The 20,666-nt window shown below is 70.9% G+C and carries 21 protein-coding genes; 10 read left to right on the top strand and 11 right to left on the bottom strand.

Features of this window, described 5'->3' with window-relative positions:
- Window positions 1-50: 50 nt before the first annotated feature.
- Together PX701_RS04870 and PX701_RS04865 are read right to left on the bottom strand one after the other, a co-directional pair.
- The gene (locus PX701_RS04870) at window positions 51-1,787 is read right to left on the bottom strand and encodes an ABC transporter ATP-binding protein (protein ID WP_275505648.1); all 1,737 of its coding nucleotides are present in this window, start codon (window positions 1,785-1,787) and stop codon (window positions 51-53) included.
- A complete protein-coding gene (locus PX701_RS04865) occupies window positions 1,778-2,467 on the bottom strand; it encodes a TetR/AcrR family transcriptional regulator (protein ID WP_275505647.1) in 690 nt (229 codons plus the stop codon). Before PX701_RS04865 ends, PX701_RS04870 begins: the two co-directional genes overlap by 10 nt.
- Window positions 2,468-2,559: 92 nt before the next feature.
- Here PX701_RS04865 and PX701_RS04860 point away from each other — a divergent pair, with 92 nt between their 5' ends.
- The gene (locus PX701_RS04860) at window positions 2,560-3,714 is read left to right on the top strand and encodes a low temperature requirement protein A (protein WP_231430413.1); all 1,155 of its coding nucleotides are present in this window, start codon (window positions 2,560-2,562) and stop codon (window positions 3,712-3,714) included.
- A 12-nt stretch (window positions 3,715-3,726) separates the two neighbouring features.
- Here the strand turns inward: PX701_RS04860 and PX701_RS04855 are convergent, their stop codons facing one another.
- The gene (locus PX701_RS04855; protein WP_231430412.1) at window positions 3,727-4,770 is read right to left on the bottom strand and encodes a 4-hydroxy-3-methylbut-2-enyl diphosphate reductase; all 1,044 of its coding nucleotides are present in this window, start codon (window positions 4,768-4,770) and stop codon (window positions 3,727-3,729) included.
- Between the two features lie 87 nt (window positions 4,771-4,857).
- On the opposite strand from PX701_RS04855, the gene xseA reads away from it, so the two are divergent.
- The 5 genes from xseA to PX701_RS04830 all read left to right on the top strand — a co-directional run bounded on the left by xseA (window position 4,858) and on the right by PX701_RS04830 (window position 9,209).
- Window positions 4,858-6,126, top strand: a complete 1,269-nt coding sequence (xseA, locus tag PX701_RS04850; protein ID WP_275505646.1) for an exodeoxyribonuclease VII large subunit — start codon at window positions 4,858-4,860, stop codon at window positions 6,124-6,126.
- 10 nt (window positions 6,127-6,136) lie between these two features.
- Complete coding sequence (locus PX701_RS04845) at window positions 6,137-6,394, top strand: exodeoxyribonuclease VII small subunit (protein WP_374201104.1); 258 nt, start codon at window positions 6,137-6,139, stop codon at window positions 6,392-6,394.
- A complete protein-coding gene (locus tag PX701_RS04840) occupies window positions 6,394-7,035 on the top strand; it encodes a DUF4245 domain-containing protein (protein ID WP_231430409.1) in 642 nt (213 codons plus the stop codon). The genes PX701_RS04845 and PX701_RS04840 overlap by 1 nt, the downstream gene beginning before the upstream one ends.
- Window positions 7,036-7,050: 15 nt before the next feature.
- Entirely contained in the window at window positions 7,051-7,713 is a 663-nt protein-coding gene (locus PX701_RS04835) for a carbonic anhydrase (RefSeq protein WP_275505645.1), read from the top strand.
- A gap of 80 nt (window positions 7,714-7,793) precedes the next feature.
- On the top strand, window positions 7,794-9,209 hold the full coding sequence (locus PX701_RS04830; RefSeq protein WP_374201103.1) for a class II fumarate hydratase: 1,416 nt from the start codon (window positions 7,794-7,796) through the stop codon (window positions 9,207-9,209).
- Between the two features lie 150 nt (window positions 9,210-9,359).
- On the opposite strand, the gene PX701_RS04825 is transcribed toward PX701_RS04830, so the two are convergent.
- The 4 genes from PX701_RS04825 to PX701_RS04810 form a co-directional block, all read right to left on the bottom strand.
- Window positions 9,360-9,752, bottom strand: coding sequence for a nuclear transport factor 2 family protein (locus tag PX701_RS04825; protein ID WP_275505644.1), 393 nt, complete (start codon window positions 9,750-9,752; stop codon window positions 9,360-9,362).
- A gap of 110 nt (window positions 9,753-9,862) precedes the next feature.
- Window positions 9,863-11,266: a PhoH family protein gene (locus PX701_RS04820; RefSeq protein ID WP_231432299.1), complete on the bottom strand. Its 1,404-nt coding sequence runs from the start codon at window positions 11,264-11,266 to the stop codon at window positions 9,863-9,865.
- A gap of 217 nt (window positions 11,267-11,483) precedes the next feature.
- Window positions 11,484-12,602, bottom strand: coding sequence for an aminotransferase class V-fold PLP-dependent enzyme (locus tag PX701_RS04815; protein WP_231430406.1), 1,119 nt, complete (start codon window positions 12,600-12,602; stop codon window positions 11,484-11,486).
- Between the two features lie 79 nt (window positions 12,603-12,681).
- The gene (locus PX701_RS04810; protein WP_231430405.1) at window positions 12,682-13,467 is read right to left on the bottom strand and encodes an isoprenyl transferase; all 786 of its coding nucleotides are present in this window, start codon (window positions 13,465-13,467) and stop codon (window positions 12,682-12,684) included.
- A gap of 72 nt (window positions 13,468-13,539) precedes the next feature.
- On the opposite strand from PX701_RS04810, the gene trhA reads away from it, so the two are divergent.
- Complete coding sequence (gene trhA, locus PX701_RS04805; protein WP_308191636.1) at window positions 13,540-14,343, top strand: PAQR family membrane homeostasis protein TrhA; 804 nt, start codon at window positions 13,540-13,542, stop codon at window positions 14,341-14,343.
- 59 nt (window positions 14,344-14,402) lie between these two features.
- Here the strand turns inward: trhA and PX701_RS04800 are convergent, their stop codons facing one another.
- Window positions 14,403-14,720: a hypothetical protein gene (locus PX701_RS04800; protein WP_231430404.1), complete on the bottom strand. Its 318-nt coding sequence runs from the start codon at window positions 14,718-14,720 to the stop codon at window positions 14,403-14,405.
- 87 nt (window positions 14,721-14,807) lie between these two features.
- Between PX701_RS04800 and PX701_RS04795 the strand changes: the two genes are divergently transcribed.
- Window positions 14,808-15,206 (top strand): DUF4307 domain-containing protein, encoded by a 399-nt coding sequence (locus tag PX701_RS04795; RefSeq protein WP_231430402.1) that lies wholly within the window; start codon window positions 14,808-14,810, stop codon window positions 15,204-15,206.
- A gap of 115 nt (window positions 15,207-15,321) precedes the next feature.
- Window positions 15,322-15,813: a transcription elongation factor GreA gene (gene greA / locus PX701_RS04790; RefSeq protein ID WP_231430401.1), complete on the top strand. Its 492-nt coding sequence runs from the start codon at window positions 15,322-15,324 to the stop codon at window positions 15,811-15,813.
- Window positions 15,814-15,973: 160 nt separating this feature from the next.
- On the opposite strand, the gene ilvA is transcribed toward greA, so the two are convergent.
- Window positions 15,974-17,221, bottom strand: a complete 1,248-nt coding sequence (ilvA, locus tag PX701_RS04785; RefSeq protein WP_231430399.1) for a threonine ammonia-lyase — start codon at window positions 17,219-17,221, stop codon at window positions 15,974-15,976.
- The gene (locus PX701_RS04780) at window positions 17,218-18,462 is read right to left on the bottom strand and encodes an AI-2E family transporter (protein WP_231430398.1); all 1,245 of its coding nucleotides are present in this window, start codon (window positions 18,460-18,462) and stop codon (window positions 17,218-17,220) included. The genes ilvA and PX701_RS04780 overlap by 4 nt, the downstream gene beginning before the upstream one ends.
- A 100-nt stretch (window positions 18,463-18,562) precedes the next feature.
- On the opposite strand from PX701_RS04780, the gene PX701_RS04775 reads away from it, so the two are divergent.
- A complete protein-coding gene (locus PX701_RS04775) occupies window positions 18,563-19,792 on the top strand; it encodes a winged helix-turn-helix domain-containing protein (protein ID WP_275505643.1) in 1,230 nt (409 codons plus the stop codon).
- On the opposite strand, the gene PX701_RS04770 is transcribed toward PX701_RS04775, so the two are convergent.
- Window positions 19,789-20,664: a M48 family metalloprotease gene (locus PX701_RS04770; RefSeq protein ID WP_231430396.1), complete on the bottom strand. Its 876-nt coding sequence runs from the start codon at window positions 20,662-20,664 to the stop codon at window positions 19,789-19,791. The genes PX701_RS04775 and PX701_RS04770 overlap by 4 nt on opposite strands.
- Between the last annotated feature and the right edge of the window lie 2 nt (window positions 20,665-20,666).

Raw genomic sequence — 20,666 nt, 5'->3', positions numbered from 1 at the left:
GCGACGCACCGGCGGGCGCGGCGTCGCCGCCGCCTCGGTCTTCTGCTCGCTCACGCTGCCGCCTCCTCTGCGCTCAGCTGGCTCTCGACGATCTCGGCGTACGCCTGCGAGGTCTCGAGCAGCTCGTCATGGGTGCCGCGAGCGGTGATGCGGCCGTCTTCGACGACGAGGATCTGGTCGGCGCCCGTGATCGTCGCGACGCGCTGCGCGACGACGATCATCGTGGCGTCGGCGACGTCGCGCTGGAGTGCGGCGCGGAGCCGCTGGTCGGTCGCGGTGTCGAGCGCCGAGAACGAGTCGTCGAAGAGGTAGATCGGCGGTCGCTTCACGAGCGCCCTCGCGATCGAGAGGCGCTGCCGCTGACCGCCCGACACGTTCGTGCCGCCCTGCGCGATGGGGGCGTCGAGGCCGCCCGGCATGGCGGCGACGAAGTCGCGCCCCTGGGCGGTCTCGAGCGCCGCCCACAGCTCGTCGTCGGAGGCATCCGGGTCGCCGTACCTGAGGGTCGAGCCGACGGTGCCGGCGAACAGGTAGGGCTTCTGGGGCACGAGGGCGAACTGCGCGTTGAGCAGCTCGGGGTCGAGATCGCGCACGTCGACGCCGCCGACGAGCACGCTGCCGCTCGTCGCGTCGAAGAGCCGAGCGGCGAGGTTCACGATCGTCGTCTTGCCGACGCCCGTCGAGCCGATGATCGCGGTCACCTCGCCGGGGCGGGCCGTGAAGCTGAGGTCGTGCAGCACGGGTGCCTCGGCTCCCGGGTAGGCGAAGCTCACGCCCCGGAACTCGACGGTGCCCGGCGCCGTGAGCGCGATGACCGGCTGCACCGGGTCGTGCACCGTCGACTCGGTCTCGAGGACCTCGCCGATGCGGCCGGCCGAGACGACCGCGCGCGGCAGCAGGAACGCGATCATCGTCGCCATCATGACCGCCATCAGGATCTGGATGAGGTAGCTGAGGAACGCCGTGAGCGACCCGACCTGCATCGACCCGTCCTCGACGCGGAACGCGCCGAACCACAGCACGGCGATGCTCGAGAGGTTGAGCACGAGCATGACGATCGGGAAGACGAGCGCGAACAGCCGGCCGGCCTTCAGCGCCGTGTCGGTGAGCGCGTCGTTGGCGTCGTCGAAGCGCTCCGACTCGACGCCTTCGCGCACGAACGCGCGGATGACGCGGATACCGGTCAGCTGCTCGCGCAGCACGCGGTTGACGCCGTCGATCTTGCGCTGCATCGACTGGAAGAGCGGCACCATGCGGCTGATGATGAGCCCGACCGAGATGAGCAGCACGGGTACGGCGACGACCATGATCCACGACAGCGCGAGGTCCTCCTTGAGCGCCATGATCACGCCGCCGATCGCGAGGATGGGCGCAGAGACGAGGATGGTGCAGCTCATGAGCACGAGCATCTGCACCTGCTGCACGTCGTTCGTCGAGCGGGTGATGAGGCTCGGAGCCCCGAATCGCGACACCTCCTGCTCGCTGAAGTCGGCGACCCGGCGGAACACCGAGCGGCGCACGTCGCGCCCGAGGCCCATGGCGGTCTTCGCACCGAAGTAGACCGCCGTGATCGAGGCGGCGACCTGCACGAGCGTGATGCCGAGCATGACCGCGCCGGTCGAGAGGATGAAGCCCGTGTCGCCGGTGGCGACGCCGTCGTCGATGATGTCGGCGTTGAGGCTCGGCAGGTACAGCGATGCGATCGACTGCACGAGCTGGAAGAAGATCACGGCGGCGACGAGCCAGCGGTACGGGCGCAGGTACGTTCGCAGCAGTTTCAGCAGCATGGTTCGGTTCCCCTCGGGGCGGCGGTTCGGGTGGCGGGGTGGTCTGCGGGCGCGGCGGATGCCTCGGCGGCGGTGTCGCGCCGGCCGATGATGCCGTGCACGATGAGGTCGGCGAGCCGGTCGGAGTCGAGGCCGGTGGTCTGGGCGAACTGCGGCATCGCCGACGAGAACGCGATGATGCGCACGAACGCGAACACGTCGGCGGGCGGCACCCGCAGTCGTTCGAGCTCGGGCGCGAGCAGGTGCTCGAAGATGGCGACGATCGCGCCGGGGTCGATCGACTGCGGCGGTCGCGGCCGGGCGCCGAGCGCGGCGAAGACGCCGAAGATGCCGCTGAAGCGGTCCTGGAAGCGGTCGATGACGAGGCGCATCTTGAGGTCGAGCGGCAGGCCCGGGTCGATGCGGCGCAGCGCCTCGCGGAACGGCTCGGGGTCGAGGAACACCTCGACGGCCGCGTCGATGATCGCCTCCTTGTTGTCGAACACGCGGAAGAGCGTGCCCTCGGCGACGCCGGCCGCCTCCGCGATCTGCCGGGTCGTGACGTCGCGACCGTACTGCGAGAGCAGGGGCACGGTGGCCGCGGCGATCGCGGCCCGCCGGTCGTCGACGGACATCGGCTTGGCCCGGCCCTGCCTGGTCGGCGGCGGGGTCGATGCCTGGGCGGGCGGCATGGTGGACATGAGCGCGAGCGTAGCACTGAGTGAGCGCTCACTCACATCATGTTCGCCGAGGGCGAGCGACCCGGCGGCCGCGCCTGCGCTACCGTGGCGACGTGCCGAGCCGCGACCTCCCCGCCGACCGCATCGCCCGCATCGCCTCACGGGTCTCGACGGTCGAGCTCCTCTTCGACCTCGTCTTCGTCTTCACCATCAGCCGCGTCGCCGAGATCGTCGTGCATCAGCCCGACGTCACCGGCATCGCGCAGGCCGCGCTCGTGCTCGGCCTCGTGTGGTGGATGTACGACGCGTTCGCCTGGCTCACGAACCAGGCCGCGCCCGACACCGCGTTCGTGCGCATCGCGCTCATCGGCGCGATGGCGGCGTTCCTCGTCATGTCGCTGGCGATCCCCGAGGCGTTCGGCGCGACCGGCGTGCTGTTCGGCGCGAGCTACATCGTCGTCGCCGTGATCCACGCCGCCCTGTTCATCCACCGGGGCGGCCGCGCCGCCGCGCGACGCATGCTCGTCGTCGGACCGTCGAACGTGCTCGTCGGCGTGCTGCTCGTGTGCTCGGGCTTCGTCGAGGGCCCGCTCGACTGGGTGCTCTTCACCCTGCCGTTCGCCGCCTTCTTCATCTCCGCCGCGCTGAGCTCGCGCGGCGGGTTCGACCCGGGCGCGACGCACTTCGTCGAGCGGCACGGGCTCGTCATGATCATCGCCTTCGGCGAGTCGATCGTCTCGGTGGGCGTCGGCGCGACCGGCCACGAGATCGAGCCGGCGCTCATCGTCGGCGCGGTGCTCGCGGTCGGGCTCGTCGCCGCACTGTGGTGGTGCTACTTCACCGGTGACGACGAACGCGCGGAGCGGGCGATCGCCGAGGCGCCGGCCGAGGCGCGCACCCGCCTCGCCCTCGTCGCCTTCTACCTCGAGCACCTCGCGATGATCTTCGGCCTCGTGCTGCTCGCGGCGGGCCTGCACGAGCTGCTCGGCCATGCCTTCGCCCCGGCCGAGCCATCCGGCGCCTGGCTCGTCGCGGGCGGCACGGCGGTGTACCTCGTCGCCGACGCCGCCTATCGGCGCACGCTCTCGCTCGGCCCGATCGCGTGGCGGCTCGGTGCCGCGGCCGTCGCCCTCGCGACCGCGCCGCTCGGCGCGTTGGCCTCGGGCGCGGCCCAGCTCGCCGCGGTCATCGCGATCGTCGCCGCCGCGCTCACGCTCGAGGCGGCGTCGGCGGGTCGCCGCGAGCCCGTCGCCGCGACGGCGGGCTGATCGGGGCTCGCGTCAGGCGTCGGCGGCGCGGTTGCGGCCTCCGAGCGCACGCGCGTCGCGATTGCCCTGGAGGTCCTTGCGGAGCTCCTTCGGCAGCGAGAACATGAGGTCCTCCTCGGCCGTCTTCACCTCGTCGACCTCGGCGTACCCGGCGTCGGCGAGCTCGAGCAGCACTTCTTTCACGAGGCCCTCGGGCACCGAGGCGCCGCTCGTGACGCCGACCGTGGCGACCCCGTCGAGCCACTCCTGGCGGATCTCGCTCGAGTAGTCGACCCGGTACGCCGCCTTGGCCCCGTTCTCGAGCGCGACCTCGACGAGGCGCACGCTGTTCGACGAGTTCGCCGAACCGACGACGATCACGAGCTCGGCCTCCTGCGCGACCTTCTTGATCGCGACCTGGCGATTCTGGGTGGCGTAGCAGATGTCGTCGCTGGGCGGGTCCTGCAGATTCGGGAACCGTTCGCGCAGGCGCCGCACCGTCTCCATCGTCTCGTCGACCGAGAGCGTCGTCTGCGAGAGCCACACGACCTTGTCGGGGTCGCGCACCTCGATGTTGGGCACGTCGTCGGGGCTGTTCACGAGGGTGACGTGATCTGGCGCCTCGCCGGCGGTGCCCTCGACCTCTTCGTGGCCCTCGTGGCCGATGAGCAGGATCTCGAAGTCGTCGCGCGCGAACCGCACGGCCTCGCGGTGCACCTTCGTGACCAGTGGGCAGGTCGCATCGATCGCGTGCAGGCCGCGGTCGGACGCGGCGTTCACGACGGCGGGCGCGACGCCGTGGGCGCTGAACACGATGTGGGCGCCCTCGGGCACCTCGTCGACCTCGTCGACGAAGATCGCCCCCTGCTTCTCGAGCTCGGTGACGACGTGGATGTTGTGCACGATCTGCTTGCGCACGTACACCGGTGCGCCGTAGTGCTCGAGCGCCTTCTCGACCGCGATCACCGCGCGGTCGACACCGGCGCAGTAGCCTCGGGGCGCCGCGAGCAGCACGCGCTTGGGTCGGTCGACCGGGTTATCCTTGAGCCGGCCGCGCACGCTCGGGATTCTGGGCATGCCAAGGCCGATCCGCGGGGCATCAGTCAAGCTCGTCACGATGCCGAGTCTACGCGGCGCACGCAGGCGGGCGGCTGGGAGGCCACGGTGACGGATGCTCCGGCGACACGCGAGGCGCCGTGGCCGGTCGCTCTCCTCTCGGGCAAGCTCAAGCAGTACATCGATCGTCTCGGAACGGTGTGGGTCGAGGGCGAGCTCACCCAGTGGGGCGTGTCGGGCGGCAACGTCTACGGCAAGCTGAAGGACCTCGACGCCGACGCGACGGTCTCGTTCCAGATCTGGTCGTCGGTCAGGGCTCGACTCGGCGAGGAGTTCAAGCAGGGCGACCGCGTCGTCGCCCTCGTGAAGCCGAACTGGTGGGTCAAGGGCGGCTCGCTGTCGATGCAGGTCTTCGAGATGAAGCACGTCGGCCTCGGCGACCTGCTCGAGCGACTCGAGCGTCTGCGAGCCCAGCTCGCCGCCGAAGGACTCTTCGACCTCGATCGCAAGCGCCGGCTGCCGTTCCTCCCGGGCGTCGTCGGGCTCGTCACCGGCAGAGACAGCGACGCCGAGAAGGACGTGCTGCGCAACGCGCGGCTTCGCTGGCCGGCCGTCGAGTTCCGCGTCGTGCACGCGGCCGTGCAGGGCGACCGCACCGCGAGCGAGGTCGTCTCGGCGATCCGGCGCCTCGACGCCGACCCCGACGTCGAGGTCATCATCGTCGCGCGCGGCGGCGGCGACTTCCAGAACCTGCTCGGCTTCAGCGACGAACGGGTCGTGCGCGCCGCCGCCGAGGCGACGACCCCCATCGTGAGCGCCATCGGGCACGAGGCCGACCGACCCCTGCTCGACGAGGTCGCCGACCTGCGCGCCTCGACCCCGACCGACGCGGCCAAGCGCGTCGTGCCCGACGTCGGCGAAGAACTGCTGCGCGTCGAGCAGGCCCGCGCCCGCATCGCACTCCGCCTGCGCACGCTGGTCGCCCACGAGATCGACCGCGTCGGACACCTGCGTTCTCGCCCGGCGCTCGCCGACACCTCGTGGATCGTCGACCGCCGGGCCGAAGACCTCACGCGCTGGGTCGCACGCGGCGTCGAGCTCGTCGAGCGTTCCATCGAACGGCAGACGCACCGGATCGGCGAGCTCCGCGGTCACCTCCGGGCGTTGTCGCCGCAGGCGACGCTCGACCGCGGGTACGCGATCGTGCAGGGTGCCGACGGGCACGTCGTGACCTCGCCGGCCGCCGCGCCCGTCGGCGCAGCGCTCACGGTGACGCTCGCCGCCGGCGCCATCTCGGCGAGATCCGAGGGCGAGGCGCCGGCGCCGGCCCGATCGGGCGACGCGGGCGCGACCGAGCCGGTCGGCGGCGGCGAATAGAATGGGCCCCATGCCCTCCACCCCCGATGTCGCCGAGCTGAGCTACGAGCAGGCGCGCGACGAGCTCGTGCGCGTCGTCGGCGAGCTCGAGCAGGGTTCGGCCACGCTCGAGCAGTCGCTCGCGCTGTGGGAGCGCGGCGAGGCCCTCGCGGCCCGGTGCGAGGAGTGGCTCATCGGCGCGAAGGCACGCCTCGACGCGGCGCGGGCCGGCGCCGCGGCATCCCTGTCGGGTCGCGACTCGGCCGACCCCGAAGGCGACGAGCGCTGATGGCCGAACGCGCACCACGGGTCGTCGCCGAGCTCGGCCGCCCCGAGACCCCGGCCGAGACGGCCGCCCGCAAGGCCGACGCCTCGCTCAAGCACCGGCAGCGCCAGACCCTCAAGAACCTCGTGCTCGCGCTCGGCGCGAGCCTCGCGATCGTCGTCGTGATCGTGCTCATGGTGCCGCGCAGCGACACCCCGATCGATCGCGACATCGACGTCTCCGCCGTCGCCGAGCAGGTGCAGGCGGTCCGCGACGAGCCGATCGCCGTGCCCGAGCTGCCCGAGGGCTGGCGCGCCAACGCCGCCGAGCTGCGTACCGACAAGACCGACGACGTCACCGCCTGGTACGCGGGCTATCTCACGCCGAGCGACGAGTACCTCGGCCTGTACCAGGGCTTCGACGCGAACCCGACCTGGGTCGCGAACCAGCTCGCGCGCACCCTCGCGACGGGGACCGTGAACATCGACGGCGTCGACTGGACCATCTACGACAACCGCAAGACCGACGCCGACGTCGGCAACGCGCGGTACGCACTGACCACCGAGTCGGGCGGCAGCACCTTCGTGCTGCTCGGCACGGCCACCCCCGAAGAGTTCGCCACCTTCGCCACGGCGATCACGCCGACGATCGAGGCGCAGGACTAGACCACGAGGAGCCACGTGACCGAGCAGCCGAACGATGCGCCCACCGCCCGTCCCGACACTCCGGCCGCCACGTGGCGCGAGTTGCGCCGGGGCAACGAGCGCTTCATCGCCGGCGAGCCCGAGCACCCCCGCCAGGACATCGACCACCGCGGCTCGCTCGCGCACGCCCAGCGGCCCATCGTGGCGATCTTCGGCTGCAGCGACTCGCGCCTCGCCGCCGAGATCATCTTCGACGTCGGCCTCGGCGACGCGTTCGTCGTGCGCAACGCCGGCCAGGTGGTGACGCCGTCGGCCCTCGGCTCGCTCGAGTACGCCGTGGGCATCCTCGACGTGCCGGTCATCATCGTGCTGGCACACGACGAGTGCGGGGCGGTGCGCGCCGCGATCGACTCGCAGGCGCCCGACGCCGCGCCGCTGCCGCCTCACATCGCGGGTCTCGTCGAGAAGATCGTCCCCGCGGTGCGCAAGGTCGCCGGCGGCGACGGCCCGATCGAGCCGAGCCATGTCGACACCGCGTTCGTCGGTCGTGAGCACCTGCGCAACACCGTCACCGAGCTCGTCGAGAGCTCCGAGATGATCAGCGACGCGGTCGCAGCAGGTACGCTGGCTATCGTCGGCGCGAACTACCGACTGTTCGAAGGTCGCGTCGAGACCGACATCGTCATCGGTCGCATCTGACGCCGCCGCGCGCGGCATTCGCCGGCCGCGCCGGCATCGCAGCCGGGCCCACCGGCATCGCAGAAAAGGGGAAGCACACCGTGGTGGACAACGCCGCCGACTACCGCATCGAACACGACACGATGGGCGAGGTGCGGGTGCCCGCGCGGGCCCTGTACCGGGCTCAGACGCAGCGCGCGGTCGAGAACTTCCCCATCTCGGGGTCGGGTCTCGAGCCCCAGCAGATCCAGGCGCTCGCCCGCATCAAGAAGGCGGCAGCGCAGGCCAACGCGCGCCTCGGCGTTCTCGACCAGGGCATCGCCGACGCGATCGTGGCCGCCGCCGACGAGGTCATCTCGGGCGCACACGGCTTCACCGAGCACTTCCCGGTCGACGTGTACCAGACCGGCTCGGGCACGAGCTCGAACATGAACATGAACGAGGTGCTCGCGACGCTCGCGACCTCGAAGCTCGGCAGCGCCGTGCACCCGAACGACCACGTCAACGCCTCGCAGTCGTCGAACGACGTGTTCCCGACCTCGGTGCACATCGCGGTCACGGCCGCGCTCATCGACGACCTCATCCCGGCGCTCGACCACCTCGCGGTCGCCCTCGAGGCGAAGGCCGAGCTGTGGGCCGGCGTCGTGAAGGCCGGTCGCACCCACCTCATGGACGCGACGCCCGTCACCCTCGGCCAGGAGTTCGGCGGCTACGCCCGCCAGGTGCGCCTCGGCATCGAGCGCGTGCGCTCGGCGCTCCCCCGCGTCGCCGAGGTCCCGCTCGGCGGCACCGCCGTCGGCACGGGCATCAACACCCCCGCCGGCTTCCCGCAGCTCGTCATCGAGCTGCTGCAGTCCGAGACCGAGCTGCCGATCACCGAGGCGGCCGACCACTTCGAAGCGCAGGCGAACCGCGACGGCCTCGTCGACGCGTCGAGCGCGCTCCGCACGATCGCGGTGAGCCTCACGAAGATCGCCAACGACCTGCGCTGGATGGGCTCGGGCCCGAACACCGGCCTCGGCGAATTGCACATCCCCGACCTGCAGCCGGGCTCCTCGATCATGCCCGGCAAGGTCAACCCGGTCGTGCCCGAGGCCGTGCTCATGGTGTGCGCCCGGGTCATCGGCAACGACGCGACCATCGCGTGGGGCGGCGCCTCGGGCGCGTTCGAGCTCAACGTGCAGATCCCGGTCATGGGCACTGCGCTCCTCGAGTCGATCCGCCTGCTCGCCAACTCGGTGCGCGTCCTCGCCGACAAGACCATCGACGGCCTCGAGGCGAACGTCGAGCGCGCGACGGCCCTCGCCGGCATGTCGCCCTCCATCGTGACGCCGCTCAACAAGCTCATCGGCTACGAGGCCGCCGCGAAGATCGCGAAGCACTCGGTCGCCAAGGGCATCACGGTGCGCGAGGCCGTCATCGACCTCGGCTACGTCGAGCGCGGCGACCTGACGGTCGAGCAGCTCGACTCGGCCCTCGACCTGCTCTCGATGACGCGCCCCCCGCAGGCGAAGTAACGTCACCGATGAGGATGCCTCGTGCCGGCTGCCGGCACGAGGCATCCGTCGTGTTGGGCAGGTGCGAGAAAGCTCGACGCGCGTCGGGCGGCGCCCCCAGGGGCGGAGCTGGCCGCGGCGCGATCTCTGGGCCGGCGAGCCGGTCACGACTCAGGCGATCGGCTCGACCAGATGACGTCGCCACTCGGGCGCCGCGTCGCCGCCGCGCGTCGTCCAGTACTCGCGACCCTCGACGATCAGCCCCTCGCGCACGCGCCAGAAGGAGGCGGCACGGAACACGCCGACGCCCTCGTGCGGCACCTCGACCTCGGAGACGACCCGGTCGCCGTCGGCGACGATCGAGATGATGCGGATCGACCACCCCTCGGGGTATTCGGCATTGACGGCGACGAAGTTCTCGGGGCCGACGATGCGCTCGAGCGAGGCGAACCACTCGACGACGAGCTCGTCGGCGAGCAGTGCGCGCACACCCGCCCAGTCCCTGGCCTGCATCCTCGTCCAGAGGGCTCGGATCACGTTCGCGGGCGCGGTGTCTGCAGGCATGCCGATATCGTGCCGCCTTCCACCGACATCGCGCACTGCGGCATCGGCTTCCACGCCCGCGGTCCAGCGCCCGGGGAGGCCCGGTGCGCCGCCCCGCCGAGCGAGCCCCGCTACGCCAGCTCGGCCCCGTCGAGCAGTTCCGACACCAGCGCCGCGATCGCCGACCGCTCGCTGCGCGTGAGCGTGATGTGCGCGAACAGCGGGTGGTCCTTCAGCGTCTCGATGACGCTCGCGATGCCGTCGTGCCGGCCGACGCGCAGGTTGTCGCGCTGGGCGACGTCGTGGGTGAGCACGACCCGCGAGTTCTGGCCGATACGGCTGAGCACCGTGAGCAGCACGTTGCGCTCGAGCGACTGCGCCTCGTCGACGATCACGAAGGCGTCGTGCAGCGATCGTCCGCGGATGTGCGTGAGCGGCAGCACCTCGAGGATGCCCCGGTCGACGACCTCGTCGAGCACGTTGTCGGAGACGACCGAGCCGAGGGTGTCGAACACCGCCTGGCCCCAAGGATTCATCTTCTCGCCCTGGTCGCCCGGCAGGTACCCGAGCTCCTGGCCGCCGACGGCGTAGAGCGGGCGGAACACCATGATCTTCTTGTGCTGCTGGCGCTCGAGCACCATCTCGAGCCCGGCGCACAGCGCGAGCGCCGACTTGCCGGTGCCTGCCCGGCCGCCGAGCGAGAGGATGCCGATCTCGGGGTCGAGCAGCAGGTCGATCGCGAGGCGCTGCTCGGCCGACCGGCCGTGCAGGCCGAAGACCTCGCGGTCGCCGCGCACGAGCTTCACCTCGCCGTCGCCCACGACGCGGCCGAGTGCCGAGCCCCGGTCGGAGTGGATGACGAGGCCCGTGTTGACCGGCAGCCCTTCCACCTCGCGCGTGATCATCGACTCGTGCTCGTAGAGCTTCGCCATGTCGTTCGAGCCGAGCGAGAGCTCGGCCATGCCGGTCCAGCCCGAGTCGAGCGCGAGCTCGTGCCGGTACTCCTGCGCGTCGAGGCCGATCGATGCGGCCTTCACGCGCAGCGGCAGGTCCTTCGAGACGACCGTCACCGGCACGCCGTCCTGCTGCAGGTTCGCCGCGCAGGCGAGGATCCGCGAGTCGTTGTCGCCGAGCTGGAGCCCCGACGGCAGCACCTTCGGATTCGAGTGGTTGAGCTCGACCCTGAGCGAACCGCCGTCGCCCACGGGGATCGGGAAGTCGAGCCGCTCGTGCGCGACGCGCAACTCGTCGAGGATGCGCAGCGACTGCCGCGCGAAGTACCCGATCTCGGGGTCGTTGCGCTTCGCCTCGAGCTCGGTGATGACCACGACGGGCAGCACCACCGCGTGTTCGGCGAAGTTGAAGAGTGCGCGCGGATCGCTGAGCAGCACCGACGTGTCGAGCACGTACGTGCGCTCGGCCTGTGCAACGCCCTCGCGGGGCTCCGCTGCGTCGCGCTCCCCCGCGCGAACGTCCGAACGACCGACCGAATCAGGAGTAACCGATGACGCCACAACCGCTCCCGCCCCGAGCATTCCTGCCCGGTTCACGCGCCTGCCGCCGATCCCTCCCGAAGTCGGTTCCGGTGGCCGACCCGAACGGGTGATCTACCCGTTGAGCCGAACCTACGTCCGGCCCGCTGGATCCGCGGAAGCGACACGCGCATCGTCATGTCGTGTTCACCTTCGGAGGGCGGATGCCTCGGCGCCGGCGCCGGCGCCGAGGCATCCCGATCGTGCGCGGTGACCGGCCTCAGTAGGAGGCGGCCGTCGAGTACGAGACGAACGCGCCCCGCAGCATCTCGAGCGTCTCCTCGCTCGTCGCGGCGTGGATCGAGAGCCGCACCGTCCCGAGCCTGGTCGTCGCCGTCACACCGTGGTTGTGCAGCGAGGCGGTGAGCACCGTGACCTGGTCTGCCGGCGGTTCGAGCACGACGATGCCCGCGCGCTCCTGCTCGTCGCGCGACGACGCCACGGGAATGGCGTACTCGTCGGCGAGCTCGATCACCCGGCTCACCCGATCGGCGACGGCGGCGTTGATCACCGGCACGGTCACGTCGGCGATCTCCTCGAGCGCGGCCGCGAGGCGCGCCTGCGCGAGCGGGTCGGGGTTCGAGACCCGGTAGGCGCGGGCGTCGGGCGCCGGCGGGGGCACATGGCCCCACGGCTCGGCCTCCTCGGTCGCGCTGAATCCGGAGAAGACGGGCGTGAGTCGCTCGAGAGCCCGGTCGGAGAGCGCCAGGATGCCGGTGCCCCAGCCCGCACGGCACCACTTCTGCCCGCCCGTGACGACGACGTCGGCCGCCTCCCAGGGGGCGTCGACGATGCCGAAGCCCTGGATCGCGTCGACGATGAGCAGTCGGTCGCCGATCACCTGCCGGACGCCCTCGATGTCGCAGAGGTAGCCGGTGCGCGAGTCGACGAGGCTCACCGCGACGGCGACGACGCCCTGCTCGAGCTGTTCGCGGATCTGCCCCGGCGTCACCTTGCCGTGGTCGGTCTCGAGCCACACCGGCTGGACCGTGTGCAGCGCCTCCTGCGCACGCACGGCGGCGATGGGCAGGCTCGGGAACTCCTCGGCCGACAGCAGCACTCCCCCGGTGAGCCCGAACATGGCGTGCATGAGGCCGGTCGTCGCGTTCGGCTCGAACGCGATCTGGTCGACCGGGAAACCGGTCAGCGCCGAGGCGGCCGCGCGCACGCGCGAGTCCTGCTCGCCGAATGCGTCGAGGCTGCCGTGCCGGGCGCGCTGCAGCACCTGGGTGAATGCGAGGGTCTCCTCCGCGGCGGCCGTCGAGAGCGGCCCCACGCGGCCGTAGTCGAGGTACCCCGGCTCCTCGGTGAAGCCGGCGGTGAAATCGTCGATGGTCACGTTGCGTGCCCCCTTCTCCGTCGATCATCATGACAGAACGGGTGGATGCCTCGCAGCGCGCCGCCGCGAGAACGGGTGGTCAGCCGCCGAATCGGCGATGGCGTTTCGCGTAGTCGCGGAGCGCCCGGAGGAAGTCGACCTTGCGCAGGTCGGGGCCGAGCGCCTCGACGAAGTAGAACTCGGAGTGCGCCGACTGCCAGAGCATGAAGTCGCTGAGCCGCTGCTCGCCCGAGGTGCGGATCACGAGGTCGGGGTCGGGCTGGCCGCCCGTGTAGAGGTGCTCGCCGATGAGGTCGGGCGTGAGCCGCTCGGCCAGGTCTTCGAGGCTGCGACCCTCGGCGTGGTGCGCAGCGACGATCGAGCGCATGGCGTCGGTGATCTCCTTGCGGCCGCCGTAGCCGACCGCGAGGTTGACGTGCAGGCCGTGCTTGTCGGCCGTGCGGTGCTCGGCGGCGTCGAGCGCGGCGACGAGCGGCCCGGGCAGCCCCGTGTCGCTGCCGACGTGCTGCACGCGCCAGTCCCGGTAGTGACTGAGCTCCTCAGCGAGGTCGGCGATGATCTCGAAGAGGTCCGAGAGCTCGTCGCCGGGGCGGTTGCCGAGGTTGTCGCTCGAGAGCAGGTAGAGCGTGACGGTCGAGATGCCGAGGTCGTCGCACCACTCGAGGAACTCCCGCATCTTCGCGGCGCCCGCCCGGTGCCCGTCGGCCGCCGTGCGATAGCCGAGCTGCTTCGCCCAGCGACGGTTGCCGTCGATGATCATCGCGACGTGGCGGGGCAGGCCGGCGGGGTCGAGTCCGCGACGGAGCCGGTTCTGGTAGAGCCGGTAGAGGATCCCGCGACCGAGGGGCTGATCGCTCGTCTGCACGGCACTACGCTACCCCCTCACCCTCCTCGAACTCACAGCGGACCGTGATGGGGCAGGCCCTACGCTGTGACCATGACCCCTGAGCGCCACCACGACCCCGCGGATCTCGCAGACGAGTTCGCGCGGCCCGTGGCTCCCGACGACCCGGGCGACCTCGCGGTGTCACGCGAGGAGCACGGCCCCGACCTGCCGAACATCCCGCTGCTGGACGACTCGTTGAACCACGCGGTCGAGGTGAAGCCGACGTGGCGGGGGTGGATCCACGCCGGCACCTTCCCCGTCGCCATCGCGGCGGGCATCGTGCTCATCTGCCTCGCGCAGGGTGCGCCCGCGAAATGGGCCTCGGCCGTGTTCATGCTGACGTCGATGCTGCTGTTCGGCAACTCGGCGCTGTACCACCGCTTCAACTGGAAGCCGAAGACGAAGGTCGTGCTCAAGCGCATCGACCACGCGAACATCTTCCTGCTGATCGCGGGCACCTACACGCCGCTCGCCATCCTCGCCCTCCCGCCGGCGAAGGGCTGGCTGCTGCTCGCGATCGTGTGGGGCGGGGCCCTGCTCGGCATCGGGTTCCGGGTGTTCTGGATCCATGCGCCGCGCTGGCTGTACGTTCCGCTCTACCTGCTGCTCGGCTGGGCCGCGGTGATGTACCTCGGCGACCTGCTCGCGGCGAACGTCGCGATGATGGTGCTCGTCATCGTCGGCGGCCTGCTCTACACGGTCGGCGCGGTCGTCTACGGCCTGAAGAGGCCGAACCCGTGGCCCGGCGTCTTCGGCTTCCACGAGATCTTCCACGTGTGCACGGTGCTCGCCTTCATGTGCCACTGGACCGCGACGCTGCTCATCGCGATGGCACCGGTCTACCACGTGGGCTGATCGACGCCGGCGTCCGGTGGCCAGTCGCGACGAAGGACCGCGTCGACACCCGCCCCGAGCTACTCGGTCGGGCGGTCGGGCGCCTCGCCCGAGGCATCCGGCCGGTCGTCGCCCTCGCCGAACTCGGCGAGCTCCGCGTCGCGTGCCGCCGCCTCGTTCTCGGCGTCGATCTGCGCGCGCACCTGCGCGCGGTAGTTGGTGCGGCGGATGCGGCGGACCATGTCGAGGACGAGCAGCAGCACCGCCACCATCACGAGGAACGTGACGACGAAGCCCCATACGCCGGGGGTGACCGTGTCGGGGTCGAACTCCTCCTTGCCGTCGGCGAGGACCAGCGTCGCCGAGGACAGCAGGGAACGGACGGAGTCGACGAGCATCGGCCAGCCTTTCGGGGATGGATCCTGCCCTCAGGGGGCGGGTTTAGGCTTGATGCAGCCTAGTCGATCCACCTCCGAAGGAGCCCCGTGACCACGTCGCTCGACGAACGGTACGGCCGCACGCGCCGCAACCGCTCGCGTGATCGGTTCCTGCTCATCGCCGGAGCCGTCGCGGTCGCCGTCGTGATCGTCGCGTGGGTCGTCTGGGCCGGCCTCGACGGCTCGAAGCCGCAGGTCGAGGTCACCGACACAGGCCACCGGCTCATGAACGAGGAGCGCGCGGTCGAGGTGAGCTGGAACCTCTCGGTCCCGCCCGGCAACGAGACCGCCTGCATCGTGCAGGCCCTCAACGCCGACTTCGCCATCGTCGGCTGGAAGACGATCATCGTGCCGCCGTCGACCGAGCACATCCGCGCGCTCACCGAGACCGTTCGCACGGCGCAGGAGGCGAACACCGGTTTGATTTACCGCTGCTGGCTCACCTAACATGGGTCATTCGCCCCGACCCATGTCGGGGCGACACGTCTATCCGGCGCGGCTTCGCGGGCTCCATGCCCGCGAGGGGGACCGCACCGGGTATCCCGACACAGGAGTGTGCATCATGGCGCAGGACGCCACTGTCACCTGGCTCACCCAGGACGCCTACGACCGACTCGCGGGCGAGCTCGAGCAGCTCTCGACGACCGGTCGCGAGGAGATCGCGAAGCGCATCGAGGCGGCCCGCGAAGAGGGCGACCTCAAGGAGAACGGCGGCTACCACGCTGCGAAGGACGAGCAGGGCAAGATCGAGGCCCGGATCCGCCAGCTCAAGGAGCTGCTGAAGACCGCCGAGGTCGGCGAGGCGCCCGCGTCGAAGGGCATCGTCGAGTCTGGCACCGTCATCACCGCCGTGATCGCCGGCGACGAAGAGACGTTCCTCATCGGCAGCCGTGAGATCGCCGGTGATTCCGAGCTCGACGTGTGGAGCGAGCAGTCGCCGCTCGGCGCCGCCATCCTCGGCCTCAAGGTCGGCGAGAAGACGAGCTACACCGCGCCCAACGGTCGCGAGATCGCCGTGGAGATCACGAGCGTCGACACCTGGGGCGGCCAGTAGTCGCCCGCGACCGGTCCAGCGCGAAGAGCGGATGCCTCGGAGGCATCCGCTCTTCGCGTCTCGGCGGCGAGCAGCACCGGTTCAGGAGAAAGCCCGCTGTTCAGGACGAGACCACGAGGATCGTCCTGATTCCGCGCCGGTCTCCTGAGACGGCGGCTGCTCAGTCGTCGAGCACGACCGGTTCGTAGCCGGCACGGCGCAGGACTTCGACGACCTCGGCGCGATGCTCGGGCCCGCGCGTCTCGACCGAGATGTCGATCTCGACCTCGGAGATCTGCATGCCGCGGCCGTGGCGCGTGTGCAGCACCTCGACGACGTTCGCATGCGAACCCGCGAGCAGCTCGGCGACGCGCACGAGCTGGCCGGGCCGGTCGGGAAGGCCGACGCGGACCGTGAGGTAGCGGCCGGAGGCGGCGAGCCCGTGCGCGATGACGCGCTGCATGAGCAGCGGGTCGATGTTGCCGCCCGAGAGCACCGCGACCACCGGACCGTCGTTCGGCACGGCCCCCTTCATGATCGCGGCGACGGCGACGGCACCGGCGGGTTCGACGACGAGCTTCGCGCGCTCGAGCAGCACGAGCAGTGCGCGAGCGATGTCGTCCTCGGTGACGGTGACGACCTCGTCGACCGCGTCGCGGATGATCTCGAAGTTGAGTTCGCCGGGCCGGTAGACGGCGATGCCGTCGGCGATGGTCGGCACGACCGGCACCGTCTGCGGAGCCCCCGCCGCGAGCGAGGCGACGTACGGCGCCGCGTTCTCGGACTGGACGCCGATGATCCGGATGCTGCGCCCCTCCGCCGCGGCCCGCTGCTTGGCCGCACTCGCGATACCGGCGGCGAGGCCGCCGCCGCCGATCGGCACGACGATCGTCGTGGCGTCGGGCGCCTGGTCGAGGATCTCGAGCCCGAGGGTGCCCTGACCCGTGACGACGTCGACGTGGTCGAAGGGCGGGATCACGACCGCACCGGTCTCCGCCGCGAAGGCGGCTGCCGCTTCGAGCGTCTCGCCGACCGAGGCTCCCGCGAGCACGACGTCGGCGCCGTAGGCCTTCGTCGCCTCGAGCTTCGGCAGGGCGACGCCGACCGGCATGAAGATCGTGGCGCGGATGCCGAGCTCGCGTGCGGCGAATGCGACGCCTTGGGCGTGGTTGCCGGCCGAGGCGGCGACGACGCCGCGCGCTCGCTCCTCCGGCGTCAGCGAGGACATGCGGTGGTAGGCGCCGCGCAGCTTGTACGAACCCGTGCGCTGCAGGTTCTCGCACTTGAGGCGCACGGGCGCGCCGAGCACCCGCTCCAGGTAGCGGGAGGACTCCATCGGCGTCGTGCGGGCGACGCGGGCGACGATGTCACGGGCGGCCTCGAAGTCGGCGAGCGCGGGGCCGGCGATCGTGTGGTTCAACTCGTTCATTCTCCTCGCTGGAAGCCGGGACGCTGCGGGACGGTGCGCCACAGCGGCGAACGCACGGCGACGGTCGACGGCGGGGCGTCGTCCTTCCAGTCGCCGCTCGAGATGTACAGGATCATCACGTTGACGACCGCCGCGACCGGCACCGCGAAGAGCGCGCCAGGGATGCCCGCGAGGAACGACCCGGTCGCGACTGCGACGACGACGCCCAGCGGATGCACCTTGACCGCGGTGCCCATGATGAGCGGTTGCAGCACGTGCCCCTCGATCTGCTGCACGAGCAGCACGATGCCGAGCATGATCACGGCCGGCCAGAAGCCGCTGTACACGAGCGCGACGAACACCGCGAGTGCACCCGTGACGACGGCGCCGACGATCGGGATGAACGACCCGAGGAACACGAGGATGGCGATCGGGATGGCGAGCGGCAGCCCGAGGAAGAACGCACCGAGTCCGATGCCGATCGCGTCGATCGTCGCGACGAGGATCTGCACGCGGACGAAGTTCTGCAGCGTCTCCCAGCCGGCCTGGCCGGCACCGTCGACGGCGGTGCGTGCCCGTCGTGGGAAGATGCCGACGATCCAGTTCCAGATGCCACGGCCGTCGATCAGCATGAAGAGCGTGGCGAAGAGGGCGAGCAGCATGCCGGCGAGGAAATGACCGACCGTCGATCCGAGCGAGAGCGCCCCGCTCCAGATGATGCCCATGTCCTGCTGCACCGCGGTGACGGCCTGCTCGACCCAATCGTTGAGCTGCGCCTCGGTGATGTGCAGCGGACCGGCGAGGAGCCAGGCACGGAAATCGTCCCACGCGACGAGCGACTGGGCGGTGAGTTCGTCGGCCCCGCGCACGATCTGCCAGATGCCGAGCGTGAGCAGTCCGCCGACGACGGCGAGTGCGGAGAGCATCGCGACGGCGACCGCGAGCCACTTCGGCCAGCCGTGCCGCCGGAGGAACGCGGAGAAGGGCACGAGCAGGGCGCTGAGGAGCACCGCGACGAGGAGCGGGATCAGGATGAGCCGCAACTGGATGACGAGGAAGACGACGACCGCGAGCACCCCGGCGATCAGCAGCAGACGCCACGACCATGCACCGGCGAGGCGGACGCCGTAGGGCACGCTCGATTCGACATCACCGCTCGCGGGTTCGTGGACCTGCTTCGCCGCCGGCTCGGGCGCAGCACCGAAGCCGAACCATCGTCGTGCGCGTCGTCCGCCTCGTCCCGCCCCGCCCGAGTCCGCCATTCATCCAGTCTAGGCACGGCGTATGCGCACCTCGGCATGCCGTGCCCGGGGCGGGCGCCGCTCGCCGATGTCGGTGGCGGACGCTAGCGTCGGTGTCACCATGGTCGACGTCGTCAGTCCCGCCCTCGCCCGCCGCATCGCACTGGCCGCGCAGGGCTTCTCCCGCCCGCACCCCGAGGCCGCCGGCACCCGCGCCCTGAACGGCGTGGTCGACCGGCTCGGCCTGCTCCAGATCGACTCGGTCAACGTGTTCGAGCGCAGCCACTACCTACCGGCCTTCAGCCGGGTCGGCGACTACGACCGGTCGCTTCTCGATCGCATCACGTCTGGCCGTCGCGGGCGCATGGTCGAGTACTGGGCGCATCAGGCGGCGTACATCCCGCGCGAGCTGTGGCCGTTGTTCGAGTTCCGGCGCGACGAGTACCGACAGGCCGGCAACGACTGGGGCGGCTGGGTGGCCGACGAGCACGGGCTCGCCGGCTGGCTGCGCGCCGAGCTGACCGAGAAGGGTCCGCTCCGCGCGAGCGAGATCGAGCACGATGCGAACGTGCGGCGCGGCCCCTGGTGGGGCTGGTCCGACGTGAAGCGCACCCTCGAGATGATGTTCCGCACCGGCGACGTCGTCTGCGTCGACCGGCAGCGGTTCGAGCGCGTCTACGCCCTGCCCGAGCAGGCGCTGCCCGCCGAGCTGCTCGACGCGTCTCCGCCCGTCGACGAGGCCGTCCGCACGCTCGTCGCGCTCGCGGCCAGCGCCTACGGCATCGCCACCGAAGCCGATCTCGCGGACTACTGGCGCATGAAGCGGGCGCCGGTGCGCCAGGCGATCGCCGAGCTCGAGGCTGCCGGCGTGCTCCTCCCGGTCGAGGTACCCGGTTGGCGCACCGGCAGCCGGGCGACGCCGGCCTGGCTGCATCGCGATGCCCGGCGACCGCGCCGCATCGAGACCGTCGCGCTGTTGTCGCCGTTCGATCCGGTCGTGTGGTTCCGCCCACGCACCGAGCGTCTGTTCGACTTCCACTACCGCATCGAGATCTACACGCCAGAGCCCGACCGCCGGTTCGGCTACTACTCGCTGCCGTTGCTCATCGACGATCGCGTGGTCGGCCGGGTCGATCTCAAGAGCGACCGCAAGGCGGGCGTCCTGCGCGTGCAGTCCGCGTGGACCGAGCCCGATGCCCCGGCAGACACGGCGGCGCGGCTGGTGCCCGTGCTGCGCCGAGCGGCGGCCTGGCAGGATCTCGACGACGTGCTGGTCACCGGTCGTGGCGACCTCTCCCCCGCGCTCGCGGCCGAACTCGGGTCTGCTGCGCAGCTCGTCGAGGTCGGCTAGAAGCTGCCGCCCATCTCCTCGAGTCGCTTGACCCGATCGGCGATCGGCGGGTGGGTCGCGAAGAGTCGGCTCATGACGCCCGGCTTCAGCGGGTCGGCGATCCAGAGGTGCGCCATCGACGAGTTCTGCCGCTGCATCGGCCGGCCGTACGCCTCGAGCTTCTCGAGGGCCCGCGCGAGGGCGTCGGGATGCCGCGTGGTCATCGCCCCCGTCGCGTCGGCGAGGTACTCGCGCTGTCGGGAGACGGCGAGCTGCACGAGGCTCGCGACGAGCGGCGCGATGAGCATCGCAACGAGGCCGAACACCATGACGATCGGGTTCGAGTTGTTGTTGTTGCGACCGAAGAACGCCATGCGCACGAACATGTCGGAGATGAAGCCGACCGCGACCACGAGCCCGAACACGATCATCGACAGCCGGATGTCGTAGTTGCGCACGTGCCCGAGCTCATGCGCCATGACGCCCTCGAGCTCGGCGTCGTCCATGATCTCGAGGAGACCCGTCGTCGCCGCGACGACGGCGTGCTCGGGATCGCGGCCGGTCGCGAACGCGTTGGGCGCGGGGTCCGAGATCACGTAGACGCGCGGCATCGGCGTGCCCGTCGCGATCGAGAGGTTCTCGACCGTGCGCCAGAGGCGCGGGTGGTCGGCCTTCGACCGGACCTCGATCGCCCCCGACATCGAGAGCGCCTGGCGGTCGGCCGTGAAGTACTGGATGAGCGCGTACCCGGTCGCCACGACGAGCGTCACGACGACGATCGTGAGGTCCTGGTAGACGACCGCGGCCAGCCACCCCAGCCCGCCGATGATGGCGAGGAAGAACAGGATGATGAAGACGGTGTTGCGCTTGTTCCTGGCGATCGCGCGATACAAGG

The sequence above is a fragment of the Agromyces chromiiresistens genome (genome assembly GCF_029167465.1).
GTDB classification, from domain to species: domain Bacteria; phylum Actinomycetota; class Actinomycetes; order Actinomycetales; family Microbacteriaceae; genus Agromyces; species Agromyces chromiiresistens.
The sequence above is the reverse complement of the archived record's forward strand: the minus strand, read 5'-3'. Positions and strand labels throughout refer to the sequence as shown.

Coding starts and splice junctions, on each gene's coding strand:
- PX701_RS04870 (WP_275505648.1), bottom strand. CDS start 1,787: ATGCTGCTGAAACTGCTGCGAACGTACCTGCGCCCGTACCGCTGGCTC.
- PX701_RS04865 (WP_275505647.1), bottom strand. CDS start 2,467: ATGTCCACCATGCCGCCCGCCCAGGCATCGACCCCGCCGCCGACCAGG.
- PX701_RS04855 (WP_231430412.1), bottom strand. CDS start 4,770: ATGCCCAGAATCCCGAGCGTGCGCGGCCGGCTCAAGGATAACCCGGTC.
- PX701_RS04845 (WP_374201104.1), top strand. CDS start 6,137: ATGCCCTCCACCCCCGATGTCGCCGAGCTGAGCTACGAGCAGGCGCGC.
- PX701_RS04840 (WP_231430409.1), top strand. CDS start 6,394: ATGGCCGAACGCGCACCACGGGTCGTCGCCGAGCTCGGCCGCCCCGAG.
- PX701_RS04825 (WP_275505644.1), bottom strand. CDS start 9,752: ATGCCTGCAGACACCGCGCCCGCGAACGTGATCCGAGCCCTCTGGACG.
- PX701_RS04820 (WP_231432299.1), bottom strand. CDS start 11,266: ATGCTCGGGGCGGGAGCGGTTGTGGCGTCATCGGTTACTCCTGATTCG.
- trhA (WP_308191636.1), top strand. CDS start 13,540: ATGACCCCTGAGCGCCACCACGACCCCGCGGATCTCGCAGACGAGTTC.
- PX701_RS04800 (WP_231430404.1), bottom strand. CDS start 14,720: ATGCTCGTCGACTCCGTCCGTTCCCTGCTGTCCTCGGCGACGCTGGTC.
- greA (WP_231430401.1), top strand. CDS start 15,322: ATGGCGCAGGACGCCACTGTCACCTGGCTCACCCAGGACGCCTACGAC.
- ilvA (WP_231430399.1), bottom strand. CDS start 17,221: ATGAACGAGTTGAACCACACGATCGCCGGCCCCGCGCTCGCCGACTTC.
- PX701_RS04780 (WP_231430398.1), bottom strand. CDS start 18,462: ATGGCGGACTCGGGCGGGGCGGGACGAGGCGGACGACGCGCACGACGA.
- PX701_RS04775 (WP_275505643.1), top strand. CDS start 18,563: ATGGTCGACGTCGTCAGTCCCGCCCTCGCCCGCCGCATCGCACTGGCC.